Origin of the sequence: Pseudohongiella sp. O18 (genome assembly GCF_021729085.1) — a bacterium.
GTDB lineage: Bacteria > Pseudomonadota > Gammaproteobacteria > Pseudomonadales > Pseudohongiellaceae > Pseudohongiella.
Window position 1 is genome coordinate 203,286 of record NZ_JAJSAR010000003.1, and the last position, 23,787, is coordinate 227,072.

The 23,787-nt window shown below is 55.5% G+C and carries 20 protein-coding genes; 14 read left to right on the forward strand and 6 right to left on the reverse strand.

Annotated elements, in window-relative coordinates; translation table 11 throughout:
* The first annotated feature begins 206 nt into the window (after positions 1-206).
* From LVD14_RS14720 to LVD14_RS14730, 3 genes are read left to right on the forward strand one after another with little or no spacing between them, the layout of a single operon-like run.
* Entirely contained in the window at positions 207-1,448 is a 1,242-nt protein-coding gene (locus tag LVD14_RS14720; protein ID WP_237134874.1) for a hypothetical protein, read from the forward strand.
* A 9-nt stretch (positions 1,449-1,457) separates the two neighbouring features.
* Positions 1,458-2,699 carry a cystathionine gamma-synthase family protein gene (locus LVD14_RS14725; RefSeq protein ID WP_237134875.1) on the forward strand — a complete coding sequence of 414 codons (1,242 nt, stop codon included), beginning with the start codon at positions 1,458-1,460 and terminating at the stop codon, positions 2,697-2,699.
* Complete coding sequence (locus LVD14_RS14730) at positions 2,696-3,040, forward strand: Rieske (2Fe-2S) protein (RefSeq protein ID WP_237134876.1); 345 nt, start codon at positions 2,696-2,698, stop codon at positions 3,038-3,040. The genes LVD14_RS14725 and LVD14_RS14730 overlap by 4 nt, the downstream gene beginning before the upstream one ends.
* A 16-nt stretch (positions 3,041-3,056) precedes the next feature.
* On the opposite strand, the gene LVD14_RS14735 is transcribed toward LVD14_RS14730, so the two are convergent.
* Complete coding sequence (locus LVD14_RS14735) at positions 3,057-4,259, reverse strand: aminotransferase class I/II-fold pyridoxal phosphate-dependent enzyme (RefSeq protein WP_237134877.1); 1,203 nt, start codon at positions 4,257-4,259, stop codon at positions 3,057-3,059.
* 278 nt (positions 4,260-4,537) lie between these two features.
* Here LVD14_RS14735 and dksA point away from each other — a divergent pair, with 278 nt between their 5' ends.
* From dksA to LVD14_RS14790, 11 genes are all read left to right on the forward strand, one after another.
* On the forward strand, positions 4,538-4,990 hold the full coding sequence (dksA, locus tag LVD14_RS14740; protein ID WP_237135006.1) for an RNA polymerase-binding protein DksA: 453 nt from the start codon (positions 4,538-4,540) through the stop codon (positions 4,988-4,990).
* Entirely contained in the window at positions 4,959-5,876 is a 918-nt protein-coding gene (gluQRS, locus tag LVD14_RS14745) for a tRNA glutamyl-Q(34) synthetase GluQRS (protein WP_237134878.1), read from the forward strand. The genes dksA and gluQRS overlap by 32 nt, the downstream gene beginning before the upstream one ends.
* 25 nt (positions 5,877-5,901) lie before the next feature.
* Entirely contained in the window at positions 5,902-6,078 is a 177-nt protein-coding gene (locus LVD14_RS14750; RefSeq protein ID WP_237134879.1) for a hypothetical protein, read from the forward strand.
* Positions 6,068-8,998, forward strand: coding sequence for an ATP-binding protein (locus LVD14_RS14755; protein ID WP_237134880.1), 2,931 nt, complete (start codon positions 6,068-6,070; stop codon positions 8,996-8,998). Before LVD14_RS14750 ends, LVD14_RS14755 begins: the two co-directional genes overlap by 11 nt.
* 32 nt (positions 8,999-9,030) lie before the next feature.
* Complete coding sequence (locus LVD14_RS14760) at positions 9,031-10,422, forward strand: sigma-54-dependent transcriptional regulator (protein ID WP_237134881.1); 1,392 nt, start codon at positions 9,031-9,033, stop codon at positions 10,420-10,422.
* A 554-nt stretch (positions 10,423-10,976) separates the two neighbouring features.
* Positions 10,977-12,545, forward strand: coding sequence for a polynucleotide adenylyltransferase PcnB (gene pcnB, locus LVD14_RS14765; RefSeq protein ID WP_237134882.1), 1,569 nt, complete (start codon positions 10,977-10,979; stop codon positions 12,543-12,545).
* Positions 12,545-13,192: a deoxynucleoside kinase gene (locus LVD14_RS14770; protein WP_237134883.1), complete on the forward strand. Its 648-nt coding sequence runs from the start codon at positions 12,545-12,547 to the stop codon at positions 13,190-13,192. Before pcnB ends, LVD14_RS14770 begins: the two co-directional genes overlap by 1 nt.
* A gap of 41 nt (positions 13,193-13,233) precedes the next feature.
* The gene (gene panB / locus LVD14_RS14775) at positions 13,234-14,046 is read left to right on the forward strand and encodes a 3-methyl-2-oxobutanoate hydroxymethyltransferase (protein ID WP_237134884.1); all 813 of its coding nucleotides are present in this window, start codon (positions 13,234-13,236) and stop codon (positions 14,044-14,046) included.
* 80 nt (positions 14,047-14,126) lie between these two features.
* Positions 14,127-14,996: a pantoate--beta-alanine ligase gene (panC, locus tag LVD14_RS14780; protein WP_237134885.1), complete on the forward strand. Its 870-nt coding sequence runs from the start codon at positions 14,127-14,129 to the stop codon at positions 14,994-14,996.
* A 32-nt stretch (positions 14,997-15,028) separates the two neighbouring features.
* Positions 15,029-16,966, forward strand: a complete 1,938-nt coding sequence (acs, locus tag LVD14_RS14785; RefSeq protein WP_237134886.1) for an acetate--CoA ligase — start codon at positions 15,029-15,031, stop codon at positions 16,964-16,966.
* 4 nt (positions 16,967-16,970) lie between these two features.
* On the forward strand, positions 16,971-18,149 hold the full coding sequence (locus tag LVD14_RS14790) for an acetyl-CoA C-acetyltransferase (RefSeq protein ID WP_237134887.1): 1,179 nt from the start codon (positions 16,971-16,973) through the stop codon (positions 18,147-18,149).
* Here LVD14_RS14790 and LVD14_RS14795 read toward each other — a convergent pair.
* The 5 genes from LVD14_RS14795 to modC form a co-directional block, all read right to left on the reverse strand.
* The gene (locus LVD14_RS14795; protein ID WP_237134888.1) at positions 18,119-19,852 is read right to left on the reverse strand and encodes a SulP family inorganic anion transporter; all 1,734 of its coding nucleotides are present in this window, start codon (positions 19,850-19,852) and stop codon (positions 18,119-18,121) included. The genes LVD14_RS14790 and LVD14_RS14795 overlap by 31 nt on opposite strands.
* Positions 19,849-20,277 (reverse strand): TIGR01244 family sulfur transferase, encoded by a 429-nt coding sequence (locus LVD14_RS14800; protein WP_237134889.1) that lies wholly within the window; start codon positions 20,275-20,277, stop codon positions 19,849-19,851. The genes LVD14_RS14795 and LVD14_RS14800 overlap by 4 nt, the downstream gene beginning before the upstream one ends.
* A 43-nt stretch (positions 20,278-20,320) precedes the next feature.
* Complete coding sequence (locus LVD14_RS14805; protein WP_317622189.1) at positions 20,321-21,556, reverse strand: FAD/NAD(P)-binding oxidoreductase; 1,236 nt, start codon at positions 21,554-21,556, stop codon at positions 20,321-20,323.
* A 91-nt stretch (positions 21,557-21,647) separates the two neighbouring features.
* On the reverse strand, positions 21,648-22,457 hold the full coding sequence (locus LVD14_RS14810) for a UDP-2,3-diacylglucosamine diphosphatase (protein ID WP_237134890.1): 810 nt from the start codon (positions 22,455-22,457) through the stop codon (positions 21,648-21,650).
* Positions 22,458-22,713: 256 nt separating this feature from the next.
* Complete coding sequence (gene modC / locus LVD14_RS14815; protein ID WP_237134891.1) at positions 22,714-23,778, reverse strand: molybdenum ABC transporter ATP-binding protein; 1,065 nt, start codon at positions 23,776-23,778, stop codon at positions 22,714-22,716.
* Positions 23,779-23,787 lie beyond the last annotated feature (9 nt).

Here is a 23,787-nt window from a genome sequence, read left to right on the forward strand (position 1 = left end):
CATACTTTACCACACCCATCAGACTATTGAGCAGCGCTCAGTCCAGATTGGCTGTTGACCACCAACTTACTCTATAATCGAGTGCGCCACAGAGGCCACGAGCCAACTCACCGATACCGTGCATCATGCCCAGAACGTTTCTACGACATTTCATTTTCATACTCGGTCTGCTAGTGGCATGTCTGTTGGGCCTGGGCACGCTTATCTTGAGCACATCGCCGAATGTGACTGGAAATGGGTCTCTCAATGAAGCAGAACGCCGCGAAGTCGAGCAGCTGATTGCCGATTACAGCCCCAACCGCCTGAGGGGCAGCGGCGAGCAACAACTGACGTTGAATGCCCACGAGCTGACCATGCTCGGCAACGTCCTGCTGAACAGCGTTCCCGGCCTGCAACCAGCCGCAATGAAAGTGGCAATCAGCGGTGCAACGGCTGATGGCGAGATCAGCATCCCGCAAACTCTCGGCCCCTTCGGCACCGTTTATCTCAATCTGAGCGCAAGTTTTGCCCAGCAGGGTGACAGCGTTCAACTGACGTCACTGCGAGCCGGCAGACTGCCAATACCGCGCTACTTCACCAATGCCGCACAAGCCTGGCTTGCCAGCCGTCTGCAGGCGGCTGGCACCCCAAGAGAAGAGTTGCTGGTGTTAAGACGCAATCTGGACAACACTGCGCTGGCCAATGACGAGCTGCAACTCAGGCTGCAATGGAACGAACAGACTCTGGAACGTTTGCGCAGCCAGGCGCGGCAGTGGGCGATTTCCGCTGAAGATCGTGAACGAGTGCGTGCCTATTATCAGGAAATCGTCCGCATATCGGAACAGCAGGCCGTCGACAATCGCTTTGTATCTCTGCACCGCTTCCTGCCATCACTGTTCACGCTGGCTGTCGAGCGCAGCGACTCGGCAGACGACGCTATCGCGGAGAACCGTGCTTTGCTGCTGACCCTGTCCATGTTTACCAATGAACTGCCTGTAAGTGACCTGCTGGGGTCCCAACCCGACATTCAGCCCGGCGAGGCCGATACCCGGGTCACTGATCTGCGCACAATGATGTTCTACCGTCACGATCTCAGTCTGCACTTTACCACCGCGGCGGCGATAGCCGCCTCGGCCGGCGTTGATCTGGCGGACATTCTGGGAACCGCCAAGGAAGTCTATGATTCTCGACAGCGCAGCGGTTTCAGTTTCAGCGACCTGACAGCCAATCTGTCAGGCATGGCGCTGGGAGAGGCGGCCACACAGCCCGAAAGTGCACAGCAACTGCAACGCCGGATGGCTGCAGCGCAGGCCGAGACCGACTATATGCCCACCCCAAGGACCGATGCAGACGGAATGACCGAGGAGGAATTCGCGCAACGCTTTGTAGATCGGAGCAGCGACGTTTACAATAGCAGGCTTTCCGATATCAATGAGTTAATAGCGGCTTTGCCGGTTTACACGGACTGATCATTCAGCATGACAACATCAGACAAGCAGGGATTCATCACGGCAAACCTGCACGCCGACCGTAATGCCAAACCTGAACACGGTGTGCTGCACAAGCCTGTGCACACTTCAGTTGCATTCAGCTACGACGATGCACGCGATCTGGCGGCAGTCTTTCAGGGCAAAAAATCAGGCTTCAATTACGGCCGTCAACAGAACCCCACGGTCAATGCTCTGCAGGACCGCGTCACCCAAATGGAAGGCGGCATTGCCAGCACCGCATTTGCGACAGGAATGGCGGCTATTGGTTCGGCCATGTTCGCCCTGCTGAAACATGGCGACCATATTATCTCCAGCGCATTCCTGTTCGGAAACACCAACAGCCTGTTTAACTCGTTCAAAAAATTTGGGGTTGAAGTCAGCTTTGTCGATACAACCTCAGCCGAGGCTGTTGCGGCGGCGATTCAACCCAACACCAGGCTTGTCTTTACGGAAACGATCGCCAACCCTGTCACCCAGGTCGCCGACCTTAAAGGTATTGGCGAATTGTGCAGCAAACACGGCATCATTTATATCGTCGACAACACGATGACCTCGCCGTGGTTCTTTAAGCCGGTCAATGTTGGGGCCAGTTTGATTATTAACTCGCTCACCAAGTTTATAGGCGGTCACGGTAATGCACTTGGAGGCATGCTGACCGACACAGGTCTGTATGATTGGCAGGAATACCCGGGCATTGATGACACCTACAAAAAAGGTGACCCGGCGCTATGGGGAACAACCCAGATTCGCAAAAAAGGCCTGCGGGATTTTGGTGCCACGCTCGGACCGGAGGCTGCCCATCACCTGGCGGTAGGCTCAGAAACCCTGCCCCTGCGCATTGAACGGGCGGCCGACAACGCTCTGAAACTGGCGCAGTTCTGTGAACAGCACTCTCGTATCAATAAAGTGTTCTATCCCGGACTGCCATCGCATCCGCAGCATGAGCGCACACGCGAGCTGTTTCGCAAACCCGGCGCTCTAATGAGTATTGAACTGGATGACAGCATTGACTGCTTCGACTTTCTCAACAAACTGACCTGTGTGGTTGCTTCAAGCAATCTCGGCGACGTCCGCACACTTGCGATTCCGGTTGCTCATACAATTTTTTATGAAATGGGTGCCGAGCGCCGCGCGTCAATGGGTATCAGTGACAACCTGATCCGACTGTCTGTGGGAATCGAAGACATTGATGACCTCATTCACGATTTTGAAGAGGCGTTGGCTATATGATTACACTTTGCCACCAGTCCGACATCGAGGAAGGCCGCGCCAAGGGATTTGATGTGAATGGCAAACAGCTGTTCGCGGTTAAAAAAGACGAGCAGCTTTTTCTGTATTACAACTACTGCCCGCATCTTGGCACCCCACTGGAATGGCTGGAGGATCAGTTTCTCGATCCGGATGGTGTCTTTATTCAATGCGCCACCCATGGCGCCCTGTTCCAGATCGAGAACGGTCAGTGTATTCAGGGCCCCTGCAAAGGCAAGTCGCTAAAACCAATCCCCTTTGAGCTGGGCAATGGCTTCATGATGGTTGAAGAATCGCAGGTCGCCCTGCTTGGTCGCCTCTGAGGTCCGCAGGCGCTTTTCAGCCAGACAGCAGGGCTTTGGCCAGACGCTCAACCGCTCGCTCCATATCGGTCAGTGACCGTGTGTAGGCGAATCGGACATAACGTCTGGCATTATGCTCACCAAAATCCGTACCTGGCGTCAGTGCCACGCCATGGTTCTCCAGCAGGTTTTGGCAAAACGCCTCGCAGTCGTCCGAAAACTGATCAATTCCGGCATAGCAGTAGAACGCACCTTGTGGTTGCCACGGCAGGCTGAATCCAAGTTGAGGCAGGGCACTGGCCAGGAAGTCGCGCCGCTGCCTGAATGCCTCGCGCCGGGCCTCATGTATCTCTATCGATGCTGGATCAAATGCGGCCAGGGCTGCGTGCTGCGAAGCTGTGCAGGCAGCAATGAACAGGTTCTGAGCCAGTACATTGGCGGTGGCAGCAAAGCTCTGCGGCACGACCAGCCAACCAACACGCCACCCGGTCATACCAAAATATTTCGAAAAACTGTTGATGACAAAATTCTGTTCACCGAAGGCAACAGCTGTCGGCAGGTCACCCATGGGCCGGCTCTGTTCCCGCGCGCGGGTGAAGTCCAGTCCATGGTAAATCTCATCAACCAGCAGGTGGACACCGCGCCGCTGCGCCCAGTCGCTAAGCTCCTGCAAGGCAGCAGATTCAATGACCGCGCCTGTTGGATTGGCGGGCGAAGCCAGCCACAGACCTTTGACACTATCGGTGTAGATGGCATCCAGCTGACTGATTGATGGCGCCGCCTGGCCAGGTGTTTCCGGTGCAAGCAGCACCGATCGACCGCCAGCCAACTGCACGTAATTCCGATTGCATGGGTAGGCAGGATCCGGCATCAGTACATGATCGCCAGGGTTGATTAGCAGATTGGACAACAGCACCAGGGCGCCACTGGCACCTGGCGTAATGATGATGCGAGATGGTTCAACATCTACTTCGTGATGCTCAGCGTAAAACCGGGCAATGCGTTCGCGCAGAGCAGACAGGCCTGATGCTGCCGTGTAACTGGTCCGGCCAGACTGTAATGCCTGAACGCCCGCAGCAACAATGGGGTCGCAGGTCGTAAAGTCAGGCTCACCGACCTCAAGATGAATGATGTCACGGCCCTGCACTTCAAGCTGCATGGCTCGCTCGAGCACATCCATGACCCTGAATGGATTCACTTTTTTGGCCCGATCGGTCGCCTGAAACGGCAGTTTTGTCATGCTTTTTTTCCTGCTTTGCAGTGGTCAAAATTCAGCATCGCAACATAACATTTTTTGTAGCCTGGACGATAATAATCTGGTAGCTTACTGCGCTTGCTGAATCCGACACCGCCGTCAGGGACGCTCTGCCAGTCAATAAGAGCAGGATGCGCGGGGATCAGGCAGTAATTCTGTTGGCAAGCGTGCAGGATCGCGCTACTGTTAAGAGTCAGATTTCGGTCACCGGCGACGGCACCGAAATTATGGAAAACCCGCAAGGGTACGAGGCCTGGTTAACCATGTCCAAGACACAAACGAGCATCGCAACTGACAGTGCTTCGGTTCTGAAAACGTTCACGCCCTACAAGATCAAGAAGGGCGAGGAGTACATGAACGAGGCTCAGAAGGAACATTTCAAGGCCATACTTCGCAGCTGGCGCAATCAGCTCATGGAAGAAGTGGATCGCACAGTGCATCACCTGCAGGACGATGCGGCGAACTATCCGGATCCAGCAGATCGGGCCACTCAGGAAGAAGAGTTCAGTCTCGAGCTGCGCACCCGTGATCGCGAGCGCAAGCTGATCAAGAAAATCGACTCTACTATCGAAAAGATCGCCCAGGATGACTACGGATACTGTGAGTCCTGTGGCATAGAGATCGGCATTCGCAGACTCGAAGCCCGACCGACGGCCGACAAATGCATCGACTGCAAAACACTCGATGAGATCCGCGAAAAGCAGTGGGGAGCCTGAACACGGCTACATAGGCCGTTTCGCTCCCTCACCAAGTGGCGCTCTCCACTTCGGCTCCTTGCTGGCAGCCCTCGCCAGCTATCTTGATGCGCGTGCGCACCGCGGCCAATGGCTGGTGCGCATGGAAGACCTTGACCCCGCCCGCGAGCCACCCGGAGCTGCTGATCAGATCCTCCGGACACTTGAAGCATTCGGGCTGTTCTGGGATGGTCAGGTAATCTACCAAAGCCAGCGACAGGCAGCCTATTTTGAGGCACTCGAGCAACTACAGCGCCAGAGCCTTACCTTCCCCTGCACCTGCTCCCGCAAGCGCATTAAAGCCACGGGGGGCGTATACGATGGCAAATGTCGACAGCGTCAAAGCCCTCCACGGTATGACTTTGCCACACGCGTGAAAGTGAGTGACGAACTTATTTGTATCCCCGACCAGATTCAGGGCGACTTCGTACAGAACCTGCTTCACCACTGTGGCGACTTCATCCTGCAGCGTCGCGACGGGCTGATCGCCTATCAACTGGCCGTGGTTGTTGACGATGCATGGCAACAGGTAACTGATATTGTGCGCGGCTACGACCTGCTTGAATCGACACCGCGCCAGGTGTTTCTGCAGCGTTTGCTGGGTTACCCTACGCCCGAGTATGCTCATATTCCCGTCGCCGCCAACGACCTCGGGCAAAAGCTCAGCAAGCAGCATTTTGCGCGACCGTTACTGGCCAGTGAGTCTCGACAGGCCACTCATAAAGCGCTGGAATTTCTAGGTCAACAGCCTCCAACTGAGCTCGCCAGCGAGGCTGCATCAATTCAGATTGACTGGGCCGTCGAGCATTGGGATATACATCACGTGCCCAAGTTGGCTAATATCCCGGTTTCACCCATGTTGAGCTGAATGCCGAACCAGAATCGGAAACGTCATGTATCTGCCACCTGCAACACTGATTGTCATACTGTTCACCTACCTGGTGTTTCTGGTCAGCGTGGAATGGGCCATGCAGATGGACGGCGCATGGTATCGCCCCTTTGTGTTGTGCTTTCTGGTAATAGCCGCGGGCGCATGGGCATATCGGGAACAGAACTCCGATGAGCTTTGAACTCAGTACATTATTCGCGCTGGGTATTGGTTATCTGGCCATTCTGTTTGGCATCGCTTTCATTACAGAAAAGGGCTGGATACCCGAGCGCGTGGTGCGCCATCCCATCGTGTATGTTCTCTCGCTCGGTGTGTTTGCCAGTGTCTGGTCCTATTACGCGTCTACAGGCAATGCCTTCAGGGACGGTTTTGGCTATCTGGCTCCGTTCATTGGTATCTCCCTGGCCTTCCTGCTGTCGCCGCTCATACTGCGCCCCATTCTGAATCTGACAAAGACCTATCAGCTCAGCTCACTCGCAGACCTGCTGGCGTTTCGCTATCGCAGCCCCTGGGCCGGCACGCTGACGACACTGATCATGTTGATCGGTGTCATGCCACTGCTCGCCCTGCAGATTCAGGCAGTAGCCAATACAGTAGGCCTTTTATCACCAGACGCGACTCAGACCACTCTGGCACTGACCTTCTGCCTGCTGATCACGCTGTTTGCGATATTTTTTGGCACCGGCAAGGGCTCCGGCCGCGAACGTCATGACGGTCTGGTCATGACCATTGCGTTCGAGTCCCTGGTTAAATTGCTGGCCGTATTGCTGGTCGGCTGGTTTGCCGTTCATGAGGGATTTGGAGGCTTCGCCGCCATGGAGGAGTGGCTGCAGGACCAGCCGGAACTGCTGCGACGCTTGAAAGAGCCAGCGCCTCCCGGCACGTTTCAGGTCCAGATGTTGATATTCTTTACGGCTGCTGTGGCAACGCCACACATGTTTTACATTACCTTTCACGAGAACAATCATCCCAGAGCACTGAATGTTGCCAGCTGGGGTCTGCCCCTGTATTTCCTGTTGTTGAGCCTGCCGGTGCTGCCCATTCTCTGGGCAGGTCTGAATTCGGGCAGCCTGACACCCATGGAGTACTACCCAGTCACTCTGGGTATTGACTACGACACACCCCTGATGACGCTGATCGGCTTTCTGGGCGGACTGTCAGCAGCCAGTGGTCTGATTATTGTTATCACCCTCGCCCTGTCGACGATGTGTCTGAACCACTTGATCCTGCCCATCTGGCAACCTAGGGCAAACCAGGACATTTACCGGTGGCTGCTGTGGAAACGTCGAGCCTTGATTGCTGCACTGATATGGGGTGGCTTCCTGTTTTACTACATCCCCTCAGACAGCCAGAGCATTCGTGCCGTCAGCAACATTGGCCTGGTGGGCAGCCTGCAGTTTCTGCCGGCAGTTATTGCGCTACTTTACTGGCCGCGTGGCAACAAAAAAGGTTTCATGGCCGGTGTGGCGGCAGGCACGGTAATCTGGGTGACCTTGCTGGTATTGCCGGTGGCGACCGGATTCAATCTGGTGGTGCTGGATGGCATGAACACACGCGTCATCATAGCCCTGTCGCTGATCTGCAACATCATCCTGTTCATCACCGTGTCACTGATGACACGCAGTTCGACTGAAGAAAAAGTGTCTGCGGATATCTGCTCAGTCGACAACCTGCGGCGCCAGCGACGCGCCAGGGTCAGCGCCGGTTCGGCCGATGAGTTCATATCCCAGCTCACCAAACCGCTGGGCGAGCGGACCGCAACACGAGAGGTCATGCAGGCTCTTCGCGACCTCAATATGGATAAAAAAGACAAACGCCCCAAGTCGCTGCGTTTACTGCGCGGCCGCCTGGAGGCCAACCTGTCGGGTCTGCTCGGCCCCGCCATTGCACATGACCTGATTGATCGATTCCTGCCCTACACAGCCAACAGTGAACCCGGCGCATCCGACGTCGCTGCGATCGAGAATCGAATTGAGGCCTATCGCAGCAATCTGTCGGGCATGGCGGCCGACCTGGACAACCTGCGCCGCTATCATCGCCAGATTCTAATGGATCTGCCGCTGGGCGTCTGCTCACTGGGACCGGAAGACCAGATCATTATGTGGAACCATGCCATGGAGAGCCTGACCGGCATCACTCCTGACGAGGCCGCCGGTCTGCAGCTGGGAGAAATCGGTGAACCCTGGTTCTCGCTGCTCAATCAATTCAGAACGGGCGACAACACGCATCAGCATAAAGCCACCGTCAACATCCACGGCAGCAAACGCTATGTCAGTCTGCACAAGGCTGTCATCGAAAAGTCAGCCAGCCCCAGGATACGTCAGGACGGCGTGATCATTCTGCTGGAAGACCTGACGGAAACCGAGTTGCTAGAAGAAGAACTCGCGCACAGTGAACGTCTGGCTTCCATTGGTCGCCTGGCTGCAGGCGTAGCGCATGAAATCGGCAACCCTATTACCGGCATTGCCTGCCTGGCACAGAATGTCCGTGATGAAACGCAGAATGATGAAATACGAAACATGGCCCGCCAGATCATCGAACAGACAGATCGCACCTCGCGCATCGTACAGTCGCTGGTTAACTTCGCTCACAGCGGCAGTCACAACAAATCTGACCAGCGCAAAGAACGGGTATCAATATCTGAGTGCATCGATGAGGCCATTACGCTGGTGTCGCTTAACAAGAAGGGCAAGTACATGAACTTCGATGTGCGTTGCGATGAGCCGGCCTTTATTCTGGGGGACTCACAGCAGCTGCTGCAGGTACTTGTAAACCTGATCAATAACGCCCGCGATGCCAGCCCGGAGCAAAGTACGATAAGCGTTAACTGTGAGCGTATAGCCGCCTCGGTACAGATCAGCGTCAGTGATGAAGGCACAGGCATCCCGGACTCCATCAAAGACCGCATTTTTGAGCCCTTCTTTACGACCAAGGAGCCAGGAGAAGGAACCGGACTGGGCCTGTCACTGGTTTACAGCCTGGTTGAAAACCTTGGCGGACATATTGATATAATGAATGCTTCGGCGCGCACCGATAACCCCGGTGCTAAGGTAATTCTGAGTTTTCCCTGTTATGATGCGCAACACGCTCCCAACTCCTGAGTACTAAAGAGCGCCGCCAACCGAGTATGACGATGACAGCAAAGCACAAGGTTCTGGTAGTAGAAGACGAACAGGTGATTCGTACGGCATTGCGCCGGCTGCTGGAACGTCATGATTATCAGGTCAGTGAGGCTGGCTCAGTCAAAGACGCTCTTGAACTTCTGGCAGCGCAGACATTTGATATTGTTGTCAGTGACCTGCGTCTGCCCGGCGCACCTGGCACAGATCTGATCAAGGCCACCAGCACGCCAGTCCTGATCATGACCAGCTACTCCAGCCTGCGTTCTGCCATCGATTCAATGAAGCTGGGTGCGGTGGACTACATACCAAAGCCCTTCGAGCATGAAGAAATGCTTCAGGCTGTCGCCCGCATCATTAAAGATCACGGCACCAGAGTCCCCGAGACACCCGTCAGAGCACCGGTTCAGGAGATCTCAGAACCACCCGTGCCAGGAATGATCGGCAGCTGCCCGCAGATGATGGAGCTGTTCAGACGTATTCGCAAAGTCGCCATGACCAGCTCAACTGTGCTGATCAATGGCGAAAGCGGCACTGGCAAAGAGCTCGTAGCCCAGGCAATACACAAACTCAGCGACCGCAAGGATTCCGAAATGATATCGGTCAACTGCGCCGCCATTCCGGAAAACCTGATCGAGTCAGAGCTGTTTGGTCATGAGAAAGGTGCGTTCACTGGCGCGACAGCCAACCGCACCGGCCTGGTCGAGGCTGCCAATGGCAGCACATTGTTCCTGGACGAGATAGGTGAACTACCGCTTGACGCACAGGCCCGCCTGCTGCGGGTACTGCAGGAAAGCGAGATTCGCAAAGTGGGTTCTGTACAGTCGCGCAAGGTCGATGTTCGCCTGGTGGCAGCCACCCACCGAGACCTCAAGCAGCTGGTTATCGACGGCGATTTCCGCGAGGATCTGTATTACCGAATCAACGTCATGACGCTGATTCTGCCACCGCTCAGGGAGCGCGGTAACGACATCCTGGAACTCGCTGACGCCATCCTCGGCCGCACCTGCAGACGCCTTAAGTCGCCGCTGCTGACGTTTACCCGGGATGCAACCCAGGCGATTGCCGACTACTCCTGGCCAGGCAACGTCCGCGAGCTGGAAAACGCCATCGAACGTGCTGTTGTGCTGGCTGAAACCGACGAAATAGGTGCCGAACTGCTGGCAATCGACCTTAACAGCAAAAAAGCCATTCGGCCGATGACCGAGCGCACTCAGCATACGGCAAGCGAAGAAGATGATTCTGCCGAAGAACTCTCTCTGGAGGACTACTTCCAGAAATTCGTCCTTGAGCATCAGGACCAGATGAATGAAACACAGCTCGCCAAGAAGCTGGGTATCAGCCGCAAATGTCTCTGGGAGCGCCGCCAGCGGTTCGGCCTGCCGCGCAAGAAAAAACAAGCCTGAGATTGTGTTACCGATACTCAACTACCCAGTCAAGTGTGAATTGGGGTAACAGATTCCCTGATCTACACAGTCACCAAACAGTCACAAAATTCACAAGCAACTGATAAACAAAGAAATTTAATTGTTGGCACACTACGTGCACTAGTACGCGCAATAACAATAAAAAGACACAATAAAAATAAATCGCTAAAAACAATAAAAATTCGCATCGCTTATGGTGCAAAATAATAAAAATAATCTGACAGGAAGGTAATGAGTCAGGTCTTGCTGATCACTACCGACACTGTGACTGGACAGAAAAGAACTGTCACCAACAACAAAAGGCATCCAAAAGTTGCCTGTAAACAAGAACAAAAAGAAATAACAATAAAAATAATCAAATACCTTCCTTGCGGGGGGGTCGAGTCACCCCCCAGAGCATTTCACCCTGCACTCCTCGTTCACTTCAGTGTATTATTGGCCTTTGTTACAGATCCTGTATTAGTGCATCATGCGTGCTTTACAGTCCATAAGGGCTGATCGGGGTCATACAGTGAACGGACACAGATGCCTAGATGTTTAAAAAGCTAACCCGCCTTTTGACAGGTCGCCCGTGGCGAGACACGGGAATCACGGATGGTGCCAACAGTGCCGACAGTGCCGCTGGCCAACACGACCAGAGTCGCAAAACCAGGCGTCTGGAGCATCCTTCATCAGAGAAACCGGGCCGACAGAAGGCCACTTCCCGTCACGGCAAACCCAGCGCAAAAACAGTAGCAGAGACTTCACCTGCCAAGTTGCTGGGTATGGACCTGCACGACGTCGACATCATCGCCCGCGAAGACCACCATATTTCACGCAAGGACATATCAGCCAACGCACTCAAGGTGCTTTATCGTCTCAACGATGCCGGCTATCCGGCCTTTCTGGTGGGTGGTGGCGTACGCGACCTGTTGCTGGGCGGCCACCCTAAAGATTTCGACATCTCGACCAATGCGACACCCGAACAGGTCAAAGATCTGTTCCGTAATTCCCGCGTGGTTGGCCGACGCTTCAAGATTGCTCACGTTCGTTTTGGACGGGAGATTATTGAGGTCACTACCTTCCGCGCACACCACGAGATTGAAATTGAAGTGGAAGATGACCAGCCGCGCAAACATATCCGCGACCTGGATTCGGCCCACACCACCGGCGGCATGATTCTGCGCGATAACGTTTATGGCTCTATCAACGAAGACGCCATGCGACGCGACTTCACCGTCAACGCGCTGTATTACACAACCAAGGGTTTTTTGCTGCTGGACTTTGTCAAAGGTCTGGCAGACATTGATGCGCGCCTGATTCGTATGATCGGCGATCCGGAAACCCGCTATCGCGAAGATCCTGTGCGTATTCTGCGTGCGATACGCCTGGCCGCCAAGCTGGACTTCCAGATCGAAGCTGCCACCGAGGCACCTCTTAAAGAACTGGCAGGTTTGTTGAAACTGATATCCCCAGCCCGTCTGTTCGATGAGACGGTCAAACTGTTTACGACTGGCAAGGCGGAGGCAACATTTGCGCTGCTGCGTCACTATGGAGTCGCCGACTACCTTTTCAAACCGGTCATGCCCTATCTCAAGGATGCGGACTCCATCGACAGCAAACTGATCTCTCTGGCGCTGCGAAACACAGACCAGAGACTGGCAGACGGTAAATCAGTCACTCCCGCGTTCCTGTATTCGGCGCTGCTGTGGCCCGCTCTCAAGGATGCGCTGACGGACACGGATGGCAATAGACCACCGGCCATGCCGGTTATTCAGCGCGAAGCTTCGGAAGTTATCAGTCGACAGCTGACGTACACGTCAATTCCCAAGCGTTTCACTGCCATGATGCGAGAAATCTGGGAGCTGCAGTGGCGTCTGCAGCCGCGAAGCCGGCGCAATGTGGAGAGTGTGATTGCTCACCCTCGATTCAGGGCTGCCTACGACTTCCTGCTGCTGCGAGAAGCTTCCGGTGAAAATCTTGGTGGTATTGGTGACTGGTGGACACGGTTCCAGGATGGCGATCATGCCCTGCAGGAGAGCATGATTGGCGATCTGCAGCCGGCGCGGTCGCCAAAACGGCGACGCCGCAAACCCCGTAAACCCGCGGAGCCCAGCAACTGATGTACTATCTGCCTCGCTATATCGCAGTGGAAGGCCCGATTGGCGTCGGCAAAACCAGCCTCGCCAAACGACTGGCCGAATCGTTCAACTACGATATAGTGCTGGAGAAACCCGAAGACAATCCTTTCCTGGAACGTTTTTATCGCAACCCCAAACAGCATGCGCTGGCCACCCAGCTGTTCTTCCTGTTCCAGCGCTCGCAGCAGTTACAGGGACTGAAACAGAATGACCTGTTTGAGCCGGTCAGGGTGGCCGACTTTCTGATCGAGAAAGACATGCTGTTTGCACAGCAGAACCTCGACCCGGATGAATTTCAACTCTATCAAACCGTCTATCAACACCTGACGATTGATGCGCCAGTACCCGATCTGGTGATTTATCTGCAGGCCCCTACACCCGTATTGCTGGCCCGCATTCAGAAACGCGGTATTGCTGCCGAGCAGGCGATTGAGGCGGATTATCTGGAGCGACTCAACAACGCCTATACCACCTTTTTTCACTACTACGACCGCTCTCCCCTGCTGATCGTTAATTGCAGTGACCTGGACCTGGTCGGTCGCGATGACGACTACGAACAACTGGTCAACCAGATCAAATCAGGGCTGCGTGGTGTACACTATTTCAATCCTAAGCCCACCTTGCTGTGACTACAGCGTCAGGCTAAGCTCATCATCAACAAGGGGGAAACATGAGTACACAGTCCGGTCGCCAGCACGTGACGCTGGCCACTCTGAACAAGATCCACCAGGCTGGCGACAAATTCGCCTGCCTGACCGCCTACGACGCGCTGTTCGCCTCTCTGGTCAATGAGGCCGGGGTAGAGGTGATCCTGGTGGGCGACTCTCTTGGCATGGTTCTTCAGGGACATGACAGCACCTTACCCGTCACGATGAGCGACATGATCTACCATGTCGAATGTGTCAAACGTGGCAACAGCCGCGCCTTCCTGATGGCCGACATGCCATTCATGAGCTACTCCTCCGAAATCGAGACACTGGAAAATGCAGCTGCCCTGATGAGGGCTGGTGCAGAAATGGTCAAACTTGAGGGCGGCGCCTGGCTGACCAGCTCCACCCGGCTATTGGCCGAGCGTGGCATTCCTGTCTGCGTCCACATGGGGCTGACACCGCAGTCAATCAATCTGTTTGGCGGTTATCTGGTCCAGGGGCGGGACCCGGCACAGGCCGACAAGATGGTAGAAGAGGCTCTGCAGTTGCAGCAGGCCGGCGCCAGCATCCTTCTGCTGGAGTGCGTGCCGACAGCTCTGGCCAAACGCATTACCGACGCGCTGGACATCCCCGTGATCGGCATAGGCGCCGGACCACACACAACCGGACAGGTGCTGGTGTTGCATGACCTGCTGGGTATCTCACCCATCAAACCCAAGTTCGTGAAGAACTTTCTGGCTGAATCCGACAGCAGTATTCCAGCGGCACTCAAGGCATACGCCGAAGCTGTAAAAAGCGGCCAGTTTCCTGCACCGGAACACTGTTTCGATTGATGCTGCGCTTCGCTTCTATTCACCGACCCTGAGCATCAACTGAAAAGGAATACTGCCAAATAAAGCGGACCACGGACACTATGCAGATCTGTTACCTCATTCGCGAGTTGCGCGACACGCTCAAACCATTTCGTCAGCAGGGCAAGACCATTGCGGTGGTGCCTACCATGGGCAACCTGCACGCAGGCCATATCAAACTGGTGACCACGGCTCGCGCCAAGGCAGACATCGTTGTTGCCACCATTTTCGTGAATCCCATGCAGTTTGGTCAAAGCGAAGATCTGGACAAGTACCCGCGTACTCCAGATGCTGATATCGAAAAACTGACCTCAGCCGGCTGTGACTACCTGTTCACACCACCGGTCTCCGAGATTTATCCCAGAGGCCTGAGTAATCACACGGTTGTCCATACGCCGGACATCGCTGAGCGTCACTGTGGTGCGAGTCGCCCGGGTCACTTTGACGGGGTCGCAACAGTGGTAAGCAAACTGTTCAACATCGTGCAGCCCGACCATGCTGTATTTGGACTCAAAGACTATCAGCAGTTTCAGGTGATTCGTAAAATGGTCGAAGACCTGTGTTTTGATATCACACTGACTGGCGTCAGCACCGAGCGTGAGCAGAGCGGCCTGGCCTTGAGCTCACGCAACTCCTACCTGAGTGATGCCGAAAAGACACAGGCACTGGCACTTGGTCAGGTGCTGCGTCAGACGGCCGCAGAAATTCAGTCAGGTCAGCGCGACTATCGTGCGCTGGAGTCAGGTGCATTGCAGCTCCTTCAGAAGTCGGGCCTGAAGTCTGACTATTTTGTCATATGCACTCAGGATGACCTGCAACCAGCTGCTCCCGGGCAGCACAACGACCGTCCGCTGGTCATCCTGGCAGCTGCCTTCGCCGGGTCGACTCGGCTGATTGATAACATTGAAGTCGACACTAACAATAATCAGTGAGACCCAATACGTCGACACGTGAGGAGAATCGCATGGCTGAAGACAAACTCTATCCGGTGGATCCCGCCAGAGACCGGCACAGTCTGATCGACTTTGAGCAGTATAAAAAGCTCTATCAGCAATCGATCAGCCAACCGGAGACCTTCTGGGCCGAGCAGGCAGAACAGTTCCTGTCTTTCTTTGAACCCTGGTCAGCCGTGTACCAGGGCGAATTCGCAAAAGCGGATGTCCGCTGGTTTGCAGATGCAAAATTGAATGTCTGCTGGAACTGTATCGACCGACATCTGCCAGAACGTGCCGACCAGATCGCCATTATCTGGGAAGGTGACGAACCGGATACAAGCACACGAATCACGTATGCAGAAATGCATGAGGCCGTCTGCAGACTTGCCAACGTACTGAAGGCGCGTGGTGTCAAAAAAGGCGATCGTGTCTGTATCTACATGCCGATGATCCCGGAGGCAGCCTATGCCATGCTGGCCTGTGCACGTATTGGTGCAATCCACTCTGTGGTCTTTGGCGGATTCTCGCCCGACTCTATTCGCGATCGTATTCAGGACAGCGACTGCCGCACTGTCATTACTGCCAATCAGGGCGTTCGTGGTGGCAAGAAGATTCCCCTGAAACAGAACGTAGACAAAGCACTCGCCCATTGCCCCGATGTGCACAGCGTGATTGTTGTTAAACATACCGATGCGCAGTGCGACTGGACTGTCGGGCGCGACGTCTGGTACCACGAAGTGGCTGCCGAAGCGGACACTGACTGCCCTGCAGAACCCATGGATGCAGAAGATCCACTGTTTATCCTCTACACCTCAGGCTCCACCGGCAAACCCAAGGGCGTGCTGCACACCACAGCCGGCTATCTGCTGCAGGCAGCCATGACACACCGCTACATCTTTGATTACCGGGAAGGCGAAGTCTACTGGTGTAGCGCTGACGTTGGCTGGGTGACCGGACACAGCTATATTGTCTACGGCCCTCTTTGCAATGGCGCCACGACACTTATTTTTGAGGGTGTCCCCACCTACCCAGATGCCAGCCGCTTCTGGCAGGTCATAGACAAACATCAGGTTAATATTTTTTATACCGCGCCGACGGCCCTGCGCGCGCTGATGGGTCAGGGTGACGAACTGGTAAAACGCAGCTCTCGAGATTCGCTGCGCCTGCTCGGTTCGGTTGGTGAGCCGATCAACCCCGAAGCCTGGGAGTGGTATTACGAGGTAGTCGGTGAACAGCGTTGCCCAATCGTCGACACCTGGTGGCAAACGGAAACCGGCTCATCCATGATCAGTCCAATCGCGGGTGTCACAGACCTGAAGCCCGGATCGGCAACCCTGCCGTTTTTTGGGGTCAAGCCCGCATTGCTGGACGCTGATGGCAAAGAAGTGACGGGTGCCGGCAAAGGCAACCTGGTCATAACCCAGAGTTGGCCAGCACAGATAAGGACGGTTTACGGTGATCACCAGCGCTGCGTGGATACCTATTTCACTGCCTATCCGGGTTATTACTTTACCGGTGACAGTGCGCGCCGCGACGAGGATGGGTATTACTGGATCATCGGGCGGGTGGACGACGTCATCAATGTTTCTGGTCATCGTCTCGGTACGGCAGAACTGGAAAGCGCACTGGTATTGCATCCCAAAGTGGCCGAGGCAGCCGTGGTCGGTTATCCGCATGATATCAAGGGCAATGCAGTGTATGCCTATGTCACACTGATGTCAGGTATCGAAGAATCCGACGCACTGCGACGCGAGCTCATCCAGTTTGTCGCTGATGAAATTGGTGCGTTTGCAAAACCGGAAATCATACAGTTCGCCCCGGGCCTGCCAAAAACCCGCTCAGGCAAAATCATGCGCCGAATTTTGCGCAAGATCGCTGCCAACGAGACCTCACAGCTGGGCGATACCACAACACTTGCCGACCCCTCCGTGGTCGACAATCTGATCGAAAACCGAGTCAACAGGTAAGCATATGCAGGACATCGTTATTGTAGCGGCGGGACGCACCGCCATCGGGAATTTTCAGGGCAGCCTGGCGGACATTCCCGCCGCCCAGCTTGGCAGCGAAGTCATCAAGCAGCTGATGGTCAAGTCAAACATTAAGCCAGAGCTGATAGATGAAGTGATCATGGGCCACGTATTGACCGCCGGCTGTGGTCAGAACACCGCCCGCCAGGCCAGCATCAATGCCGGACTGGGCGTGAAAACCCCCGCCATGACAGTGAATAAAGTCTGCGGCTCCGGCCTGAAAGCCGTCCACCTGGCGGCCCAGGCCATTGCACTTGGAGACGCCGGTATGGTTGTGGCGGGTGGCATGGAAAACATGAGCCAGTCGCCCCATGTGATGCCTGGCTCACGGCAAGGCCAGAAAATGGGTCATTGGCAGGCCATCGACACCATGCTGCACGACGGCCTGTGGGACGCGTTTAACCACTACCACATGGGCATCACTGCCGAGAACCTGGTCGACAAGTATCAGATCAGCCGAGAGGAGCAGGACGCGTTTGCGCTGGCCTCACAGCAGAAAGCCGCCGCTGCCATGCAGCATGGCTATTTTGACCGGGAAATCCTGCCCATCGAAGTACCACAGCGTAAAGCCAGCCCCATCATCGTGAATCAGGATCAGGGCCCCAGAGCCGACACCACCATCGAACGCCTGGCGCGGCTGTCACCTGCCTTCAAAAAGGATGGCACCGTGACTGCCGGCAATGCCTCAGGATTAAATGACGGCGCAGCCGCGGTGATTGTCTGCAGCCGCGAAACCGCAGAAAAACACGGGCTCGAGCCCCTGGTGCGTATCAAGGCCTGGGCGAATGCAGGTGTCGATCCGGCCATCATGGGGATCGGACCCGTCTCTGCCACACGTCGCTGCCTGGAAAAGGCCGGCTGGTCACTGGACCAGCTGGACCTGATCGAGGCCAATGAAGCCTTTGCCGCACAGTCACTCGCCGTTGGCAAAGAACTGCAGTGGGATATGGAGAAGGTCAACGTGAATGGAGGCGCCATCGCGCTTGGCCATCCGATTGGTGCGTCGGGATGTCGCGTGCTGGTCACTCTGATACACGAGATGATGCGTCGGGATGTACAGCGCGGGCTGGCGACACTGTGTATCGGTGGTGGTCAGGGCGTCGCTATCGCCGTGGAACGCTGAAGATCGCTAATGGCCTGGTGTTGACTTAGATAGACCTGACCGCTCAAGGCCTGCAGAAAATGCGTGGTCTCAAGTGCATCCATCACCGGCCCCTTGACCTCGGATAGATGAAGCCTGATGCCATTGTCAGCCAGGCGGCTGTTGATGGCCTCAAGCGACTCCAGCGCGCTCAGGTCAATCTCATTAACCGCACTGCACATCAGGACGACATGCTGCAGTGCGGGTCGCTCCGCCACTTCACGGTATATCAGGTCTTCCAGGTAACGCGAGTTGGCGAAATAAAGACTCTCATCGACGCGCAGCGACAGTATCGTGTCATAGGTGATGACCTCGTGTCGTTCAACATTGCGATAGTGCTCTGTACCGGGCACCTGTCCCACGATGGCAACATGCGGGCGCGAACTTTTGTACATGTGAACAAGTATTGAGACGATGATACCGGCAGCCACGCCGGCCTCAACACCTTCCAGCCAGGTCAGCAGAATGGTACTGCAGACAGCGAGAAAATCGGCGCGTGAATACTGCCATGCCTTTTTTACAATACTGAAATCAACCAGAGACAGCACAGCGGAAATAATGGTTGCCGACAGTGTGGCTTTTGGCAACCACGCTAGCAAAGGCATCAGGAAAAAGGTTGCCAGTCCCATCAGTAAAGCGGCGAGAAGACCGGCAGCCGGGGTCGCTGCGCCCGCATCAAAATTTACTACCGAGCGTGCGAAACCGCCCGCCACCGGAAACCCGCCGGCGAACGAGGCCGCCATGTTTGACGCCCCCAGACCTATGAGTTCCTGATCCGGATCAATCCTTTCGCGACGCCTGGCGGCCAGTCCCTGAGCCACGGAAACTGACTCCACAAACCCAAGAATGGCAATCAGGGCTGCAGAACCCGCCAGCGCCAGCCACAGCTCAGAATCCATTACTGGCAAGGACAGTGCCGGCAACCCCGCCGGTACATCACCGACCAGTGCCAGCCCCCTGCTGCCAAGATCCAGCGACCACGCCGCAACTGCTGTTGCAATCACTGCGACAATCGGGCTGAGTCTCGACAGTATGACGGCAAGACGCTGATTGAGACCAAACCGAACCAGTAGTGCCGCCAGGTAACGTTTTGCCCACAGCAGATACGCCAGCGTCCCTACACCAACTGTAATCGTTGGCCAGTTTAGACTGCCAGCCGCAGACTGAAGCCCTGCCACAAGCGATGGCACCAGCAGTAGCAGTGTCTGGCCACCTGCCTGTATGCCAAGAATACCCGGCAATTGCCCCAACGCAATAATGACACCTGACGCCGTTATGAAGCCCGCGATGACTGGATGCGATAAAAAATTGGCCAGAAAACCCAGCCTCAATAAACCCAGCAATACCAGAAACAGGCCCGCCATCATCGCCAGCAACGTTGACGCAGCTATCACCTGGGCAGCATCAGCCAGTTCCAGTCTGGCTACCGCAGCGGCTGTCATCAGTGACACCACCGCGACGGGTCCCACAGACAGTGAGCGGCTGGTGCCGAAAACCGCGTATACCATCAACGGCAAAATACTGGCGTACAGGCCCATCTCCGGTGGCAAGCCAGCCAGCAGTGCGTAGGCAAGTGATTGGGGAACCAGCATGACCGTGACGATGACGGCCGCCAGCAAATCGTCAGTGAACTGGGCCGCGCGGTATTGCCGGCCCCAGTTCAGAATGGGCAGGTAACGGTTCAACCCTGGCTTTGTTGCGCCAGCCAGCCCGCGACCCCTCTCAGGTCATAGCCAGCTTCCGCACCATGAGTGACAACAGCTTCCGGAGCCATGCCTTTCAGGCCTGATGCCAATCCCCACAGTTGGATGGATCGTGTACCACTGCGACAGTAAGCCAGTACCGGACGTGGTGCGTTGTCCAGTGCTTCGGAAAAAGCCGCCACATCTTCCAGGCTAAGCTCCCCGGACACAACCGGGATATAGCGAAACTGCATGCCATGATCCTCAGCAACGGCCTGAATCTCGGCGCGCAACGGCTGACCGGCCGCTTCACCGTCGGGGCGATTGCAGATGATGGTCTTGAAGCCGGCAGCGGCCATCATGTCGACATCATCTGCTGTCAATTGCTCCGCGACCGCGAATTCGTCAGTCACCTGTTTTGCCTTCATATACTTTACTCCATGTTCTTCATAAATTTACGCCCTTGGGCAGTCACACCACATCGGGCTTAACAAGCCACTCCCTGCCTTTCAGCATGCCGTTCCAGTAGAGCCAGGGCAGGAAGTCCTTTTTCAGCATCCACGCCAGGCGTGTCGGCTGCCTGCCCTCCAGCAGCCATGTCGGCATACTGGGCAACAGCTTTCCACCGTAACCAAACTCTGCAAGTACGATTTTGCCCCGTTCAACCGTGAGCGGACATGAACCATACCCATTGTAATGCGCATGACCCTTCAGCACGCCCATGTCAGACAGAACATTGCAGGCCACAATTGGTGCCTGCTTGCGGGCGGCCGCTGCCGTTTTGGCATTGGGCGCGTTGATGACATCACCCAGCGACCAGATATTATCGTAGCGCTTGTGACGCAGGGTTTGCTGATCCACATCAACCCATCCGGCACTGTCTGCCAGCGGGCTGCTGCGAATGAAATCCGGCGCCTGCTGTGGTGGGCAGACGTGAATCATATCAAATTCTGTCTCGACAGTTTCCTTGTTTCCGTCACTATCGCTTTTCACGAACCAGGCTTTACGGGCTTCGCCGTCTATCTTCACCAGGTTGTGACTGAACTTTAATTCTGCCTCATAGCGTTTGACGTACTCCATCAGGGCAGGCACGTAGTCGGAAACGCCAAAAAGCGCACCTCCGGCATTGTAAAACTCAATATCGATGTTCTTAAGGAGACCCTGGCGCAGCCAGTAATCTGCAGACAGATACATGGCTTTCTGCGGAGCGCCGGCGCACTTGATGGGCATGGGTGGCTGGGTAAACAAGGCGCGGCCGGATTTCAGACCCTGCACCAGCTTCCAGGTATAAGGCGCCAGGTCATACCTGTAGTTGGAGGTTACCCCATTCAGACCAAGTGTATCGGTCAGGCCTTCGACTCCTTCCCAGTTCAGCTTCAGACCCGGGGCAACAATCAGCCGCTCATAGGTCAACTGGCTGTTGTCATCAAGCCTCACAGTATTATTGTCAGGCTCAAACTCGGTAACCGCAGCTTTTATCCAGTTGGCGCCATCGGGAATCAGTGAGGGAGTTGTACGTTCAGTCTGGGCTGCGTCAAAAATACCGCCACCGACCATGGTCCAGCCGGGTTGGTAGTAATGCTTCTCGGATTTATCAACCAGCGCGATGCTCAGACCGGATTTGCGCTTTAGCAGACTGGCAGCCACAGAAATTCCGCCGGCGCCGGCACCCACAATCACGATATCGAAGTGTGTCCTGGTAGTCATGACATGATCCCCGCTGTTCATGTTGAAACAGTGGTTATCATGACGCCTGGGCCTGCAGCGGTCAATCGCCGCCGCCAGTGTTGAGGACTGCTCAGGCGGCCTTCTGTTTGCTGCCGCTTACGGCAATATCTGCTCTTGGGCGCAGCGCTGACACCGCGCTCTCACGTGCCCAGAACACCAGGCTGAGATTGCCCTGCATGTCCTCGGTCAGCGCCGAGCAGTTTTCCACCCAGTCACCATCGTTGCAGTAAAGAACACCATCCAGCTCAGTAATTTCAGGGTGATGAATATGGCCGCAGACAATGCCATCAAGCCCGCGCCTGCGGACATGCGCGCATCCTGTCTGGCGATAGCGCACAATGGCTTCGCCGGCGCCACTGATGCGCTGTTTTATGTAGCCTGCCAGCGACCAGTAGTCGCGGCCACGCCAGACGCGGTAACGGTTGTACCAGCGGTTGATGAACATCAGCATACGGTAGGCTTTGTCGCCCAGCCAGGCATGCCAGGGCCCGAAACAGACTTCCTGATCAAACTGATCACCATGCAGCACCAGCAATTTGCGACCATCTGCCAGCGTGTGAATGTACTCCCGGTGGATCTCGACATCACCGAGTGCCATGCCGTCATATTTTTGCGCCGGTTCATCGTGATTGCCAGGCAGGTAAATGACCTGGGTTCCCTCTGAGGAGAGGCTGATGAGTTTATGAAGCAGACGATTGTGGCTGTCAGGCCACATGAACTGGCGCTGCATGGCCCACATGTCGATGATATCGCCGATCAGATACAGGCGATCAATACGAGTGTGCTTAAGAAAATCCAGCAGAAATTCTGCCTTGCAGTCCTGATCACCGAGGTGGATATCAGACAGGAAAACTGTGCGGTAATGTTTGCGCTTTTCCATCAGAACAACTCCTGTTGCCATCTTGATGGAAGCACAGCTTAACAACCGGACATAACAGAACCGTAAACAAGCAGTGACAATTGCGTGACAAATAAAAGGCCCGGCAGAGCGGGTCTGCCGGGCCAAGGGAGAGAACTGTACCTTTACACCTTCCTTTACGTGCTGAAAGCCAAGACTGTCTCATACCAAACTATTGCGAACTGCCAGCAAGGCTTTGTCAGTGATTACGGTAAGTAAGACGAATCGGTTCAGTCTTTTATTCCATTAATGCCACCGACTTTACGAGTGCCCATATTTCGGTACCGACATTGAGCCCCAGTCGCTCTGCAGACCAGGCGGTGACTTCTATCTGGAGAGCCTGACCGTCTGCCAGTTGGGCCGTCAGCAATTGCTGCTGATCGGCGATCGGCGTGCTTGCCACGATAGTGGCTCTCAGCTGGTTACGAATACTGATGCGGCCAGGGTCGTCCAGCGCCACGCTGACATCTCGTGCCAGCACCCGAACCCTCGCCTCTCCGGAGCGAGCGGATCCTGCTCGGACCAAAAGGGAGATATTATCGGTCGTGAAGGTCCGCAGGCCGGATGCATCCGCTTCATCAAGAGTTCCCCGCAGGATACTCGCCGGGCCCTCATCAGCGAACAGTGGAGACGCCGGGTCTGCCATTGCCTGTTCAATTGCCAGGGTCCTGGTAACACGTCCCTGATCCATGAATACTACACGGTCCGCCAGGCGCTGCACTTCATCGGGTGAGTGCGTCACGAGAATAACTGGCACTTCGCTGTCGCGGGTCACATCCAGCAGAAAGGGCAGAATATCGCGCTTGCTCTGGGTATCCAGCGCTGCCAGAGGTTCATCCAGCAGTAAAAGATCAGGGCTGGTCAGCAGCGCGCGACCCAGTGACACCCGTTGTCGCTGCCCTCCGGACAGCTGATCAATGCGCCGACCCAGCAGTGGTTCCAGCTCCAGGCGACTGAAAACCTGCTCTGGGTGTTGGCGACGATGTTCTGGTTTGGTCCGTTTGTAGCCATAAAGCAGATTGTCGGTAACATTCAGGTGCGGCAGCAGACTGTGCTCCTGAAACACCAGACCAACGCGACGCTGCTCGGTGGGTTTGAATGCGCTGCCCTTTTGCCATACTGACTCGCCCAGCAGGACCTCCGCTCCCCGCACGCGATCGAGCCCTGCGATAACTCGCAGCAGGCTGGTTTTGCCGCAGCCAGAGCGACCAAACAACGCAGTCACTCCCGTCATTTCAAACTGCTCCGCAACGTTCAGGAGAAACTGTTCGCGCCGCCAATCGACCTTGATACTCAGTTGCATGGCAATACT

What these genes read in the sequence shown, in the direction of transcription:
- LVD14_RS14725 (WP_237134875.1), top strand. Translation starts at nt 1,458, where the DNA reads ATGACAACATCAGACAAGCAGGGATTCATCACGGCAAACCTGCACGCC.
- LVD14_RS14730 (WP_237134876.1), top strand. Translation starts at nt 2,696, where the DNA reads ATGATTACACTTTGCCACCAGTCCGACATCGAGGAAGGCCGCGCCAAG.
- LVD14_RS14735 (WP_237134877.1), bottom strand. Translation starts at nt 4,259, where the DNA reads ATGACAAAACTGCCGTTTCAGGCGACCGATCGGGCCAAAAAAGTGAAT.
- dksA (WP_237135006.1), top strand. Translation starts at nt 4,538, where the DNA reads ATGTCCAAGACACAAACGAGCATCGCAACTGACAGTGCTTCGGTTCTG.
- gluQRS (WP_237134878.1), top strand. Translation starts at nt 4,959, where the DNA reads ATGAGATCCGCGAAAAGCAGTGGGGAGCCTGAACACGGCTACATAGGC.
- LVD14_RS14750 (WP_237134879.1), top strand. Translation starts at nt 5,902, where the DNA reads ATGTATCTGCCACCTGCAACACTGATTGTCATACTGTTCACCTACCTG.
- LVD14_RS14755 (WP_237134880.1), top strand. Translation starts at nt 6,068, where the DNA reads ATGAGCTTTGAACTCAGTACATTATTCGCGCTGGGTATTGGTTATCTG.
- LVD14_RS14760 (WP_237134881.1), top strand. Translation starts at nt 9,031, where the DNA reads ATGACAGCAAAGCACAAGGTTCTGGTAGTAGAAGACGAACAGGTGATT.
- pcnB (WP_237134882.1), top strand. Translation starts at nt 10,977, where the DNA reads ATGTTTAAAAAGCTAACCCGCCTTTTGACAGGTCGCCCGTGGCGAGAC.
- LVD14_RS14770 (WP_237134883.1), top strand. Translation starts at nt 12,545, where the DNA reads ATGTACTATCTGCCTCGCTATATCGCAGTGGAAGGCCCGATTGGCGTC.
- panB (WP_237134884.1), top strand. Translation starts at nt 13,234, where the DNA reads ATGAGTACACAGTCCGGTCGCCAGCACGTGACGCTGGCCACTCTGAAC.
- panC (WP_237134885.1), top strand. Translation starts at nt 14,127, where the DNA reads ATGCAGATCTGTTACCTCATTCGCGAGTTGCGCGACACGCTCAAACCA.
- acs (WP_237134886.1), top strand. Translation starts at nt 15,029, where the DNA reads ATGGCTGAAGACAAACTCTATCCGGTGGATCCCGCCAGAGACCGGCAC.
- LVD14_RS14790 (WP_237134887.1), top strand. Translation starts at nt 16,971, where the DNA reads ATGCAGGACATCGTTATTGTAGCGGCGGGACGCACCGCCATCGGGAAT.
- LVD14_RS14800 (WP_237134889.1), bottom strand. Translation starts at nt 20,277, where the DNA reads ATGAAGGCAAAACAGGTGACTGACGAATTCGCGGTCGCGGAGCAATTG.
- LVD14_RS14805 (WP_317622189.1), bottom strand. Translation starts at nt 21,556, where the DNA reads ATGACTACCAGGACACACTTCGATATCGTGATTGTGGGTGCCGGCGCC.
- LVD14_RS14810 (WP_237134890.1), bottom strand. Translation starts at nt 22,457, where the DNA reads ATGGAAAAGCGCAAACATTACCGCACAGTTTTCCTGTCTGATATCCAC.
- modC (WP_237134891.1), bottom strand. Translation starts at nt 23,778, where the DNA reads ATGCAACTGAGTATCAAGGTCGATTGGCGGCGCGAACAGTTTCTCCTG.